The organism is Sphingomonas sp. ERG5 (assembly GCF_000803065.1).
Lineage (GTDB): Bacteria > Pseudomonadota > Alphaproteobacteria > Sphingomonadales > Sphingomonadaceae > Sphingomonas.
Window position 1 is genome coordinate 1 of record NZ_JSXI01000079.1, and the last position, 12,935, is coordinate 12,935.

Below are 12,935 nucleotides of genomic sequence, written 5' to 3' on the forward strand. Positions count from 1 at the left end.
CTGCCAAATCGGTCGGCAACTGAACCGGTTCGACAGGGTGTTCGCGTCGCTCACTTGTCATAGCAAAAAACCAATTTCCGAAGACTCAGCACCTGTATTCGATACGGCGATTCGGCGCTAAGACCCACAAGCCGCCATTCAGCGGCCACCTAATGCCTCCCTACTCCGGACGTTCGTTAATCTGGGCTCGACAAATAGCTTTCGACCGAAGCTAAGTCGCGGACCTAACCCAAGGATTTCCCGTATGCAGGCCATCGCGTGGCTGATTTCTGTTGCTGTGTGTGTCGCTTTGCTGATCGTCGCTCCGCGATTTGGCACCGGGCTCGTCATCAAATGTTCGGTAGGCGCGATCATCGGCGGAACAGTCCTGGTTGTGATGATTGCCCTCGCGTTGCGTGGGCTAAAAGTGCAGCCGTCGCACGCCTTCACGACGGCTCTGTTCCAGCTGCTGTTCACGGCCGTCGTCGCCGCAATGCTCAACATCATGAACTTTGTCTTTCATGGAATGGTTAACGCGCAGATCGCGTTCCACAAGCGCTACAATGCCGCAAACCTGCACCGCTTTCCGATCAGTTTCCTTATCGGCTATGAGCGCCAGCTGAAAATGTTCGGCACGATGATGTGGTGTTTCGGATCGGCTTTGATGCTCTATGGCGTCTGGTTCGACATGAAGGTGTGAGCGCCGGTATGCTTCAGCCGAGGGCGGCCACACCTCGAAGTCGTTTCGCGGACAGGATACGGAAGACCGTGGATCAAGCGTCGCCCAATGCACTCGAGGATAAAGACGGCCGTGGCGGCCGAAGTTGCTGGTCCTCGTGCTACCTCCCGGTAATCAGCCTGTGCCGAAGATCTTCAGCCGCTTCAGCAAGGACCCACATTCGGTCATTCGAGGCTGCTGTGCCGTTCCCTAAACTGGTCACAGCCGGTTTCGGGCGCACAACCGATTAGCGGTTGCGAAACGTATTGCAGGTAAGCGGCGTGCTGGAGACCGTCATGATGATCTGGCTCACAAAGATGTCCGTCGCCTGGCTGCTCGCAATCGTGGTCATGACGATCATTGGCGGTCTACAAAGCGGACGCGGTGCGTCGTTGTCAACATGGGACGGCGTCCTTGGGATCGGACTCGTGGTCGGGCTACCCATGCTGCTGTTCGCGTTTGTGATCGCCCTGCCCCTGTCGTTGCTCGTTGCCCGCAACATGTCACCGTTTGCGGGAGCGCTCCTCTACCCATTCCTGATTGCCGGCGCGGCCTGGCTAATCAGCGCGCCGCTTCCAAGTGGGTGGAAGGGAGCGCAACAGGCCATAATCTTGTTCGCCTTCATCATGGGAACCGGCTGTAGCCTCCTGAACCTTTTTGTCCCCCCGTCGCCAGCCTCTATTTAGCGTTCTCGAGAGGCAAGCATGGCGTTTTCGACACTCCGCTTGAGAATGCGTCAAATTGCATTTGTGCCCGCCGGGCTTCTGCTGATCACCTATTTTGTCGTGGGCAATTTTCTCCTTCGGAACCGGCGCATCCGATATGAGCTGACGATCAAGGTCCGGACGCCGGATGGAATCCGACGCGGATCTTCGGTGATTCAGGCCACTATCGAACGATCAGTGCCATTCTGGGGCGACAACGGTATCCACCATAGGGTCACGGGCAACGCGCCCGCGGTCGAGCTACCGGACGGGCGGCTCGTCTTTGCCTTGCTTGGGGGTTCCGCCAATGTTTCGCTTCCTGAACTCGCTGCCCAAGATACCAACGTCTTGCCGGCCGTCAGGGACTGGAGGCGCCGCAAGCCTACCGGCGGGATCTGGCCACACCTCAAGGCGAAGCGGCCCATTATAAATGTCGATGTAACAGTTATGCGTCGGCGAGAGACGCCTTCTGCCGGTGCCCGCTACCCTACCATCGTCGTTGTGGACCCGGCCAACGCCAGACCCATACGACGCATTGAGTTGGCAAATTGCGAGGACGTGCTCGGACCCGGATTCAGCGTAACCGGCCTCGAACTTAGATTCGTCAACGCACCGCCAAATACGCCGTTCGATCCCCCTTGGCTGTCCACCGTGTCACAAGCGCTCGATGACCTCGGATCGTCCGGGCTTCCGCGTCTTGGTGTGGCTTTCGTGAACTTTGTCGCGCGTCGAGCCGGATGAAAACATAAAGATGCAGCACGGTTCGCAAGTGCAGGATCGGCGGCTTACGGCGACCGGCCCTGCGCTGCCGAATAGTCACAATTGGGCGATTACCGACCGGCAGTTATCAGGAACAATGCCGAGCGTAGCTGCCGTTGCTTTTGGGGGCGGGCTAGACCCAGGACCGGTCATTCACGCGTTCCTCTGCCGAACCGAAACCGGACACTCATTCAGGTGGCGCTCGGTGGCTGGAGGAGGGCCGTGAGCCGAATGGCAGCTGGGGGCGGTTGTTTAGCCGAACATCCACGCAAGACAGCCCCGTCTCCGCGACTGTCGGGGGACATGCTGATATCGCACCAGATTTCCATCGCGGTCGCGTAATACGTCCCGGCGCCCAACAGCGTCAGGCTCGCTGACGATGCCGTCCTTCTCCATTCGCTCAATCAATCGCGCGGCCGAATTGTAGCCGACGCACATCTGGCGCTGCAGCCACGAGGTCGAGGCCTTCTGGCTCTCGACGACGAGCTGGATCGCTGCGCGATACTGCTGATCCTCGGTCGAATCCTCAGCCCTCGGTGCGCTGTCGAGCATGAGGCCGTCGTCGGGCTCCTCGGTGATCGGCTGGAAGTAGTCGGGCTGCCCCTGGGCGCGCCAGTGATCAGCCACCGCGCGCACCTCCTCGTCGCTGACGAACGGGCCGTGCACACGCACAACGGCCCCATTGCCGGACTTAAAAAGCGAATCAGGAGGGTCGATGGCTTCTGCGCCCGCAAGCCCCAGAAACTGTTCGGACTCGCCGAGCGAAACCAAATGATACGCGAGGTGTGCTGCGGATCGAGCCCCCGCGAACCCGTCAAGATCTTCGACAGCCCAACGATTTGACGTGAGTATCAGATGAAAGCCAACTGCACGCCCTTGCTCGGCTATGCGTCGCAAGATTTCGCTCAGGTCAAAAGCTTCGTCGGCAAGTCCGTCGATAATTTCGGCCAGCTCGTCGACGACGATGACGATCTGCGGCAGCGGCTGATAGTCGAGCTGCTCCTCCTCATAGACCGGCTGGCCGGTGTCGGGGTGACAACCGGTCTGCACCTTGCGGCCCATCGGCTGCCCCTTGGCGCGCGCGGCGCGGACCTTCTCGTTGAAGCTCGCCAGGCTGCGCGCGCCGACCGACGACATCTGCCGGTAGCGGTCCTCCATCTGCTCGACCGCCCATTTCAGCGCGCGCACCGCCTTGGCCGGGTCGGTCACCACCGGGGCCAGCAAATGCGGGATGTTCTCGTACATGCTCAGTTCGAGCATCTTCGGGTCGATCATGATCATCCGGCACTGGTCGGGCCGCAGCCGATAGAGCAGCGACAGGATCATGCAGTTGAGCCCGACCGACTTGCCCGAGCCGGTGGTGCCGGCGATGAGCAGATGCGGCATCGGCGCTAGATCGGCGATGACAGGATCGCCGGCGATGTTCTTGCCTAGCACCAAGGATAGCGCAGCGCTCTGGTCCTCGAAGCTCTGCGAGCCGATCAGCTCGTGCAGATTGACCATCTCGCGCCGCGCATTGGGCAGCTCGATGCCGATCACGGTGCGCCCAGGGATCGTCGCGACGCGTGCCGACACCGCCGACATGTTGCGCGCAATGTCATCGGCCAGCGACACGACGCGGCTGGCCTTGATGCCCGAGGCCGGCTCGAGCTCGTACATCGTCACCACCGGGCCGGGGCGGACGTTGATGATCGATCCCTTCACGTGGAAATCGTCGAGCACCGATTCGAGCAGCCGGGCATTGCGCTCCAGCGCCGCCTTGTCGACCGGTTCAAGCATCGCTGGCTTGAGGAGATCGAGCGAAGGTAGTTGGTAGGTACCGAGCAAAGCCTCACCGTCTTCAACAGGAAAAGCAGGCGGCAAACTCTTAGCGCTCATCGAGCGTCCACCCACCAAGAAACCCTCTGCACCATTGTCTGGACGGGTCTGGGACTTGATTGTCCGAAGTAATCATCCGCGAAGCGTTCCGGCAAGTTTTTCCTCCTTGCTAGAAGGCCTCGACCCATAAGAGGACATCCAAGCGCTGCACTATCGTACTCAGGTTTATATATCCGTTCACGTTGGCTGAGTGAGTCCGCAGCGTTCAATGTGGTAGGACTTCGCCTCCGAGGTACCTGAGACGATTGGTGAGGTGGCAATGGCAATCCTGGAGGAGCGGGGGATTTTCTGGTGGAACGACGAAGTTGTCCCCAAGACGCATTTCGCCCCGGACGCCAATGCCGGCGGCAAGCTCACGATAGAAGATAGCGGCGCTATCCGCCTCGATCTGGACGAGATGATGCCAGGCGACCGGCATCCTTTCGAGGCGCTGGCGGATTCGGGCCAGTCCGTTGCGAAGAACGTCCAGGGCCTTCTCACCAACGGGAAGCATGTTCTTCTGCTCAATCTATTGCGGCGTGGCGGCACGGTGCGCACCCACAATGTTTCTCAGGAAAGATATCTGGCAAGGCAGTGCCTGGTAAGCGAGGGTGCGTTCAAGGGTGACGGCAGGACCCCGCTAAGTTTCAGTGCCCTGACGGTCGATCTTGCCGGATTTGAAGATTGGCTTCGGTTGGGCTCAATCGAGGTCAACAGGCACAGAAACAAACTCATCGCAAAATACCGGGCGGAGAAAGATCGCCATTATGCTGTTCCGTTCGGCCGAATCTCCATTGAATATGACCTGTCCGGACCGTTTCCCGGCAGGAGCAGGCAGCATGAGCTTAAACTCGTCGAGTGCGCGCGGACCAAGATCATCTTGAATGAGAGGGCCTCGGTGGAAGGCTGCCAGGATTTTTATCAACGCGTCGAAGAGCTTCTCATCCTGCTCACCTCGTCAGACCATAATCTCGATTGGCCGACGGTCGTGCCGCGGGGTCACAAGCAGCACGCCAAGCTCTATTTCATGAGATACCGATCCGGAGCAAAAGCTCCGGCCGCGCATGAATGCCTGATCAGTTTCCCCGGGATTGCGGATTCCTTCGGAGACCTGTTCGCGACCCTCGTCGAAAAGCGCGAGCAATATGGACCCGGCCTCTATCTCTATCTTGCCACGCGCCGGGGAATGACGATGCTCGTCGAACATCGTTTCGTAAACCTCATCTGGGGCTTGGAGGCATTCGACAGATCCGGGCGCGGCAAGGCACAGGCAACGCAAGCATTCGCCGACAAAATCGCCCGGATCATAAGCCTGATCCCCGAGGGCAAGGACCGCAAATGGCTTAGCAAGCATCTCGAGAAAGCCGCGGAACCCAGTCTGGGAGACCGACTATATTCGATCTTCTCCGCTCTGCCGCTGCCGTTCGACCTCGCCGCGTTGAAGGCCTTCTGCGAGGAGTGCCGGGCACGGCGAAACGACATTTCCCATTTTGGCGGCCAGCGTCAAAGGGATGAGCGCTACAGCGATATCATGCTCGATCTGAACCGCAAATCCGATGCGCTGGCGGCGCTCTATCATTTGCATTTGCTGATAGTAATCGGAGTGGACAAGGAGCTGGTCGATTTTACCACCAACCACAACTGGCCGTTGTCAGGGATGGCGCGCGATCTTCGCGCTGCAGGACTTCTGATACAGCAGCAGGAAAGGGCCCCCTCCCCCAACGACCCTCGATAGGCGCGAGCGCGTCGCAAGCGACGATCCGTCGCTCGGGTTTGCGCACCGGGAGGGGCGATCACCGAGCGCTGTGGCAAGAATGAAGCCCATTTGACGCTCAGTCCGCATCCGGAACCCGCTCGATGTAAAAAGCCATTGGCACACTGGGCAGATGATGTTCCGAACTCGACATCAGCAGGAGGCGATTGATCGTATTGTCCTGGATGCCGCTTGGCGGAAACACGCTCGAGATGCGCCCTGCGGTGCCAACGATCCCGGCTCTGGAGAATCGCGTTTGGATGGTCAGGTGATCTCTCGCGATGCGCGCCTCGACATGGGCTTCCCAGTTTGGCTTGGGTGCGCGCCCGGCTGCGGACGATAGATAGCGGAAGATGCCGCCAAAGATGGCGGGATATGCCGCAGGCGTCCGATTGCGCGCGAGATCGATGATGGCGTCCGACTCGAACGGAAACAGGTAGGTCGCATTGGCGATGTGATGTGCCACGCCGCGCAGGCGCGCAGGCGCCGCGCCGGCGCGGCGCTGCGAGGCGCGCAGGATTTCCTGCCAGCGGAACACGCTGTCCGTGACGATGGCGGCGCCCGTTGCCTGGGCCAAGTACATCGCCATCTCGAAGTTCGGCGACAGCTTCATAAACCGACTTTGCCCGCCACCCTCGCCGCCTTCCAACAGGTTGTCCTGGAGTGCTGCCAGCGGATCGTCGACCTTGTGCTGGTCGATCTCCCCCATCACCGTTTCAAGATCAGCCTCGTCGACATCGGGGAAAAGCTTGCGGGCGCGGCGCAACTGGGCATCGCGGGGTAGGAGCAACATATCCCGTTCGCGATCGAGATCGAGGAGCTGCTTCAGCCGAGGATCGCCGGCTGGATCAAACGACATCCCCGCCGACCGCGCCTCGGCCATGTGCAGCATCTGATCCCGCAGATGGACGTCGAAATTGCAGGGATCCGGGATCAGATTGATCAGCCCGGCGTCGATGAGGGGGGTGACGGTCAGGAAGAAAAGGACGTCCTTCAGGAACTCCATATGATAGGTCCGCGGATGCTCGACCGGGCTGTATTTCTTGGTGACCGTCCCTGCATGGACGAAGGGATGCTGGACGATGAGCTCGCCGAAATATAGCGTCGCGCCAAGCCCGAACTCGATGATCGACTGGGGGTGAAGCGACCCGGTATAGATGGCGCGCGGCCGTCCGTCCGGCTTTGGCAAGAGCGCCAGCAGATCCGTCTCGAGCGGCCAGAGCGACTCGTAGAGGAAATAAACCTCCTTGATCTGATCGTCCGTCAGGTCGCGGCGGACAGCCACCCAGTCCTTGCCCTGGTCCAGGCCCAGGATGGTGACGATCGCACGGTGGAGCAGCAGGTTGCGCTCGCGGATGCTTCGGTCCGACCAGCTTGGCCGCAACGCCAAAGGACGCGTCTTGCAGCAGACGCGATACGGCGCGCCGGAGCCGCAGCCGCAAGGGTCGCCGGCACGAAGCTCGCGACCCGGGGATTCCTTCTTGAGGTATTCGCGCTCCTTTTCGGTCCTCCCGAACGCATCCTGATAGTGAACGTCCCCGTCCTCGAACCTGGCGAACATCTCGCCACCGAAGCCAAAAAGTTCGCCGCGCGGGGGTAGCAGGGTCTCGCGCAGTCCCGCCCATGGCGTGGCGACCGTCTTTTCCGGGCACAGCCACTCCTCCTTGCCGGCGGCGATGTGACGTCGCGCACGTGCTTTGAGGATCAGGTTGATCCCCCGCACCTCGTTGCCGTCCAGCTTGCGCGTTCGAATGAATTTATCGGTGCGGACCATCGATTGGCGATAGTGGCGGGCAAAGGTGCGCTTCTCGAGCGGCGGGGCGGCCGGATCCTGCGCATATTCGAGATTGGTAAGGATCAGGCAGAAATCGCGATTGAGCGGGAAGATCGTCTGCGACGCCTTGAGCGTGATGCTGGGATCGTTCGGATAGGCGCACATCGCCGCGGTCGGCGGGACGGCATGGTTGTAGATCGTCACCGGGTGATCGGTGACGATGAACTTGGTGTCCGCGTCTTGCGCCGACACGATCTCACGGACGCCTTCGGTCCAGATCGTGAAGTGCAGCATCCGCACACCCTGCATCTCCATCATCAATTCGTTCTGATCGAGCGCCGGGTATTGGGCCTTTAGCCAATCCAAACCCTTCGGGGTACGGATCTTCTGGATGTCGATATATTCGAAGAGCGTGCGGAAATGTTCGTGCCACTGGGCGATATCGTCTCCGAGAAACGCGCGGACGGCATGCGCCCCGCTCGTGTCGATCGTCCCGAACAAGAGACGCTCGATCTCGTCATCTACGGACCTTCCGAAGAATGTCGAATAGAGGTCGGTCTGGAAGAAACAGCGTTTCGTCGGGGCAGCGAAAAGGGGCCGTTCGGTGATGACGCGGCCGTCGTCAAGCGTCCTGCTCGGCGGATCCAAGTCCAAGTAAGCGAGCGTGGAGCGACCGGGTTCGAAGAACCCCTTCTGATACCAGCGCGGAACGAAGTGATTGTCTCTTGTCAGTGGCACCGAGCAGTTGTGGGCGGCGCCGGACGCAAGTGCAACGCATGACGGCACCGACCTTAGTCGCTATTTTGCTTACCATCGCGCCGCGCAGCCACGTGTCCTTGAGGGCGGCCTTGCGCCCTTCGGTCCAACCGACGCGGCCGTTTTCGCTGGCACCGCCGCTTTTCAACCGCGTGGGCGACCGCTGATGTCGTCTGACATCAAGGCCGCTTGAGGATGAATAGTTTGATTCGGGGACGCGGTCTAAGGTGTAAGAACGAGTGTCCGATTACCTAGGACAATCGCTCCGAAGCGGCCATTCCGCTTTCCACCATTCGCAGTCATGAAATCTCTGGTCCAGCCCGACCTCGCCCAAACCGCCAATTGATGCCATCGGCGCACGCGATTCCGGCGACCTGATTTCCCAACTGCCTCTCCAGGACCGACCGCCATGGCACGAGCGTGAACTCACGGCTCTTCTCGACTAGCGCGAAGCGGCCGCTGACGAGATCGATCCGCCGCACCAGCCGGCCGTCGATCGGGTCGCCGCTATGGGTCTCACGGAAGCTCTTGCCAAGCTCGCCCGAAAGCTGCCCGGCAACGCGCAGTAACTCGCGCCGCTGCAACAGCGCGATCGCAGCCGACTGCAAGCTGAAGCCTGCCTCCCCGCCCTCGGCAAGCTGCTGCTCGACCAGCCATTGCCGGCGCGCAGCCAACGCGCCGCGCACCTCGCGCCCGAAGCCGGCGTCGCGGATCGGCGCAGGATCATTCGACACCAGCTCGCGGTCGAGCCAAGTGGCGGCATTGGCGCCGCGCAGCTGGTCGAGGGACACCGCCGATAGCGTCTCAACCTCGACGGGCTGGTCGCGATGCCGCCGCGCCTCGTAGGCAGCAGTGCGGTCCGAGTGATCATCCGCGATCGTCCAGCCCCCGTCAGGCGCGCGCTCAATACCGGCGCCTGCGCGCCGCATCGCTTCAAGCCGTCGAACGTGCGCCTCGGCGAACGCTTGGGTCGCAGATGGATCGTGCCGCAGATGCAGATCGACTGAATAGCATCCAGAGTTGGCGGCGGCGACCTCAGCCACCACCCGATCAGCGTCGCGGATGGCAAGCATACGCGCTGTCACGCGGATGATGGCCTCTTCAGGGATCGGGTCGATCGTGTCGCCCCTGCCGATGTCGACATAATGGGCGTGCCCGTCGACGCCGTCGATCAGCAGAAAGTGGCGGTCATTATGTTCGTCGGCGAGCCCACGCATGATGACCCGCCCGACGACTGGTTCCGGATCGGACTCGCCAGCGCCGAACAGGCTCCGTCCGATCCACGGGCGTTCGAGCTTACGCGCGGTCAACTCGCGCTGCATCGTGCGGATGATGTCACCGCGCTCGCCGATCCGACGAAGCGTCTCCTCAAGATCGTCTGCAAGTTGCCAATTCCCGCCGCCGACATTCTCGGCGAGACCCATGTTCGCCAACTTCTGCAGGCGCCCGGCGCGCAGCGACTGCTGGAATGGATCGTGATCGACCGAATTGACGATGCGGTCCTCGTCCATCGAACGGACCAGTCGGCGATCAATCACGGTCAGCCGCTCCTCGCCAATATCGTGACGCAGGCGCGCCTCGATTTCCTGGTCAGTTCGCGGCCCGAGATCTAGCGTCACCAACTCTGCCGCGCGCTCGCGGATTCCGTGCGAAATATATTCCCGCGCGATGATCAAATTCTGACCACGATCATCGACGCCGCGCAGCATGATATGGCTGTGGGGGTGCGCGGTGTTGAAATGGTCGACCGCAACCCAGTCGAGCTTCGTCCCCAGATCGGCTTCCATCTGCGTCATCAACCGGCGGATGTAAGGCTTGAGGTCGGGATATTCGGAACCATCCTCCGCCGAGACGATGAAACGGAACTGGTGACGGTCACCGTCGCAGCGCTGAAGGAATGCCTTGCCGTCCGTCGTGTCATGCTCGGCGGAATACAACTCGCCTGGCGCGCCCTCGCGGGTGACGCCGTCGCGCTGGATATAGCGCAAATGCGCACGCGCCGCCGGGAGCCCTTTCGCGCCGAGCCGGATCAGTCTGGTCTTGACCACCGTGCGCCGCGCGCGAAAGGCAGCCAGACGATCGCGGTTGGAGAGCAGCCGGCCGACGCTCGCGCCGCGACCGACGCGACTGCCATCGAACCGGCGATTACGGATCGCTCCCTTCTCCGCCGAACGAGCGGCTGCGGCGACCACCGTTGCGAGATAGCGGCGCGCGCGTTTGCCGCCGCCAAGGCTGCGTTGCTTGCCAAGCCGGGGTGTAAAATCATCATCGTCGTTCATGACACACGACCAAGATCGGGAGTCTCGTAACGCCGGGCTATAAATGGCGGATTTCCGCCATTCTGCCCGGGCGCGCCTCGCTGGGAGCGAACCATGTCTCTCGGAAAAACGATGTGCAGACAATCACATAGCAATGCCTGCGAGGCATTGCCTTTCTCTTGCATTCCCTTCTCCCCTTCGCCTCCCCCTCCCCGGCTCAAAAAGAATGCCGGGACACGATGCCAGTCCGGCACCGCATCCCGGCCTGACCAAGGTTGGTATTCAGGCATCCGCGAATGCCCTGAATGCTTCGCCGCGCCGCCCGAACCTGCGCTTTCCCATCATCCCGTGCGCGTTGCCGTCGCCATCGACGATCATCATCGCGACGAACCAGCGCCCATCCAGCCGCCCAACGACCCGCACCCGATCGAGCTCGATTTCGTCGTCGAAACCGCCCGCGTAACTGCCAATCCAGCGCTCCTCAAGTCGCGCTTCCCAGTGAAAATCGACCTCTTCCGCTTCCAGAAACCTGTGTGCCAATGCCTCTCCGACACCGCGGCCGAACTCGAGTTCAAGCCCCGCGACCAGCGCCGTCATTACGCGCTCCGATGCGACCGAGATGGGTTGAAGATAGGCCATGATACGCTCCTTCGCTGTCATCCTCCCGATTGAGGACAACAGTCGAAGGACGGGCGGCGGCGTGGCTGTCAGGGCCGCCGGAGCGACAGCGGAGGCGCCGCGAAGCGGACGTGGGGGGAACCGATTTGCGCAGCAAATTGGGGGGTACCCGCGGGCCTTGATAGTCGCGCCGCCGCCCGCCATGCTCGGATTATCGAGACGAGCCCCCTCCCCGCTCTCGATCATGGCGACGCCTTGCGGATGGCGAACAATATGGTCGCCGACGCCTGTGGCGGGTCGGCCACTGTCGCTCCCGCCGGCTCACGCTGCACCGCGAATAAAGAGGGTGGCAGAGGCAATGGAGCGCCGATCCGGGTAGGAATGGCCGGTCGAGCAACGACCGCGCCGAGATAGGCGACCGTCTCGCGCGGCAGCGGTGCGGTGCCAGCGAGCCACGCCGCATAACGCCCCGGTCCCGCATTATAGGCAGCGAAACAGCCCGGATAACCGAACCGATCGTACATCAGCCGAAGATAATAAGTGCCGGCCAGGATGTTGTCGCGCGGGTCGTCCGGATTATCGCCGAGCCCCAATGCTGCACGCATCGACATCCAAGTCGCGGGCATCAATTGCATCAAGCCAATCGCCCCCTTGGAACTCCGGATCGAGCGCCCGGTAAGTTCAGTGCGCCCGCCACTTTCCGCGCGCATGACGCGCTCGATCCAGACAACGGGAATACCGAAGCGGGTCGAGGCTTCATCGATATCGAACCGCCAGCGCCCGCCCTCTTCGGCGCGCGCTGGCGTCGCCCCGACCAGCGCGAGAGCGGCCGCGAGACGGATTAGCGCCGCCACAGCAGCACCGCGCGGCCAATCACGTCGTCACTCTCGGTGATACCGACATAGCGACCGTCGAACGAGTCCGGCGCGTCCATCAGCAAGAACAGTTCGCGACCGCGCAGATATACGCACCCGTCCCACCAGGGTAGCTTCCGACCGTGCGGATCGGCGATCCGCCGCGTCGCAACCGGCCGGCCATCGATCAGAATCGCGCGGCCATCGGCGCAGATCTGCCCGCCCGCGACGGCCGCCACACGCTTCACCAGTGGCACGTTGGCCGGGAGATAATGACGTTCGGCGGCAAGAGCGCGGAAGCGTCCTGGCAGGCGCGCGACCACCATGTCGCCTGCCTTGACTGAGGCACCGGGATACACCCGATACAAGCCGATCGGCGCACTGGCGCTGACATTCCAAACCAGCCGCGGGGCCGGCGTCCAGACAATAGTCAGCCCCAACGCAAGGCTACCGATGGCCAGGCCAGCGACCAGCCGAAGGGCGCGGCGGCGCCGGCGCAGGCGGCGCATTTGTTCGCCCCAGGCGAACAGCGGCGCGTCGCCCGTCGAGCTCCGGCGCGTACTCATCGCCTGATCTCCCGCGCGCTATGCTCGCGGCTCCACAGGTCGAGATCGTCGATATGATATTGGACGAAGCGGCTGTGGCGACGGAAGACGGGGCCTTCCCCGCGCACGCGCAGGCGCTTCAACAGGCGGCTGGAGATCTTGAGATAGGCTGCCGCCTGATCGGTATTGAGGAACGGCGAGCCGCGTTTTGCACGCTGCGCGCGATCGATATCGTCGGGATTGTCCATGGGAGGTCGCTCCGCACCGGAAGCGGCCCCATGCCGCTTCACGCGGCACCTCATCTGTCGCAGCGGGCACCCGTCGGGGAGGGTCGAAAAAGCCCATAGGCTTATTCGACCC

At 61.9% G+C, this 12,935-nt stretch carries 10 protein-coding genes and 1 pseudogene; 4 read left to right on the forward strand and 7 right to left on the reverse strand.

Annotated features, from left to right (window positions below; translation table 11 throughout):
* Nucleotides 1-244: 244 nt before the first annotated feature.
* From OO12_RS25055 to OO12_RS25065, 3 genes are all read left to right on the forward strand, one after another.
* Nucleotides 245-679 carry a hypothetical protein gene (locus tag OO12_RS25055; RefSeq protein WP_034161430.1) on the forward strand — a complete coding sequence of 145 codons (435 nt, stop codon included), beginning with the start codon at nucleotides 245-247 and terminating at the stop codon, nucleotides 677-679.
* Nucleotides 680-993: 314 nt separating this feature from the next.
* Nucleotides 994-1,383 carry a hypothetical protein gene (locus OO12_RS25060; protein WP_152616657.1) on the forward strand — a complete coding sequence of 130 codons (390 nt, stop codon included), beginning with the start codon at nucleotides 994-996 and terminating at the stop codon, nucleotides 1,381-1,383.
* An 18-nt stretch (nucleotides 1,384-1,401) separates the two neighbouring features.
* On the forward strand, nucleotides 1,402-2,142 hold the full coding sequence (locus OO12_RS25065) for a hypothetical protein (RefSeq protein WP_034161432.1): 741 nt from the start codon (nucleotides 1,402-1,404) through the stop codon (nucleotides 2,140-2,142).
* Nucleotides 2,143-2,412: 270 nt separating this feature from the next.
* Here OO12_RS25065 and OO12_RS25070 read toward each other — a convergent pair.
* Nucleotides 2,413-3,978 (reverse strand): annotated as a pseudogene (locus OO12_RS25070) (DNA translocase FtsK); the annotation flags it as partial.
* A 319-nt stretch (nucleotides 3,979-4,297) separates the two neighbouring features.
* Between OO12_RS25070 and OO12_RS25075 the strand changes: the two are divergent.
* A complete protein-coding gene (locus tag OO12_RS25075) occupies nucleotides 4,298-5,752 on the forward strand; it encodes a HEPN domain-containing protein (protein ID WP_034161433.1) in 1,455 nt (484 codons plus the stop codon).
* Between the two features lie 97 nt (nucleotides 5,753-5,849).
* Here OO12_RS25075 and OO12_RS25080 read toward each other — a convergent pair whose 3' ends face one another.
* From OO12_RS25080 to OO12_RS25110, 6 genes are all read right to left on the reverse strand, one after another.
* The gene (locus OO12_RS25080; protein WP_327196048.1) at nucleotides 5,850-8,330 is read right to left on the reverse strand and encodes a DUF4238 domain-containing protein; all 2,481 of its coding nucleotides are present in this window, start codon (nucleotides 8,328-8,330) and stop codon (nucleotides 5,850-5,852) included.
* 269 nt (nucleotides 8,331-8,599) lie between these two features.
* On the reverse strand, nucleotides 8,600-10,579 hold the full coding sequence (gene rlxS, locus OO12_RS25090; protein WP_034161436.1) for a relaxase/mobilization nuclease RlxS: 1,980 nt from the start codon (nucleotides 10,577-10,579) through the stop codon (nucleotides 8,600-8,602).
* Nucleotides 10,580-10,840: 261 nt separating this feature from the next.
* Nucleotides 10,841-11,197, reverse strand: a complete 357-nt coding sequence (locus OO12_RS25095) for a hypothetical protein (protein ID WP_200887562.1) — start codon at nucleotides 11,195-11,197, stop codon at nucleotides 10,841-10,843.
* Nucleotides 11,198-11,418: 221 nt separating this feature from the next.
* Complete coding sequence (locus tag OO12_RS25100) at nucleotides 11,419-12,030, reverse strand: lytic transglycosylase domain-containing protein (RefSeq protein ID WP_034161437.1); 612 nt, start codon at nucleotides 12,028-12,030, stop codon at nucleotides 11,419-11,421.
* Nucleotides 12,018-12,596, reverse strand: a complete 579-nt coding sequence (locus tag OO12_RS25105; protein WP_034161438.1) for a S26 family signal peptidase — start codon at nucleotides 12,594-12,596, stop codon at nucleotides 12,018-12,020. Before OO12_RS25105 ends, OO12_RS25100 begins: the two co-directional genes overlap by 13 nt.
* Nucleotides 12,593-12,823 (reverse strand): helix-turn-helix domain-containing protein, encoded by a 231-nt coding sequence (locus OO12_RS25110; RefSeq protein WP_034161439.1) that lies wholly within the window; start codon nucleotides 12,821-12,823, stop codon nucleotides 12,593-12,595. Before OO12_RS25110 ends, OO12_RS25105 begins: the two co-directional genes overlap by 4 nt.
* Between the last annotated feature and the right edge of the window lie 112 nt (nucleotides 12,824-12,935).

Bases quoted from the DNA above. Each gene is read 5' to 3' on its own strand.
- OO12_RS25055 (WP_034161430.1), top strand. From the start codon at position 245: ATGCAGGCCATCGCGTGGCTGATTTCTGTTGCTGTGTGTGTCGCTTTG.
- OO12_RS25060 (WP_152616657.1), top strand. From the start codon at position 994: ATGATGATCTGGCTCACAAAGATGTCCGTCGCCTGGCTGCTCGCAATC.
- OO12_RS25065 (WP_034161432.1), top strand. From the start codon at position 1,402: ATGGCGTTTTCGACACTCCGCTTGAGAATGCGTCAAATTGCATTTGTG.
- OO12_RS25075 (WP_034161433.1), top strand. From the start codon at position 4,298: ATGGCAATCCTGGAGGAGCGGGGGATTTTCTGGTGGAACGACGAAGTT.
- rlxS (WP_034161436.1), bottom strand. From the start codon at position 10,579: ATGAACGACGATGATGATTTTACACCCCGGCTTGGCAAGCAACGCAGC.
- OO12_RS25095 (WP_200887562.1), bottom strand. From the start codon at position 11,197: ATGGCCTATCTTCAACCCATCTCGGTCGCATCGGAGCGCGTAATGACG.
- OO12_RS25105 (WP_034161438.1), bottom strand. From the start codon at position 12,596: ATGAGTACGCGCCGGAGCTCGACGGGCGACGCGCCGCTGTTCGCCTGG.
- OO12_RS25110 (WP_034161439.1), bottom strand. From the start codon at position 12,823: ATGGACAATCCCGACGATATCGATCGCGCGCAGCGTGCAAAACGCGGC.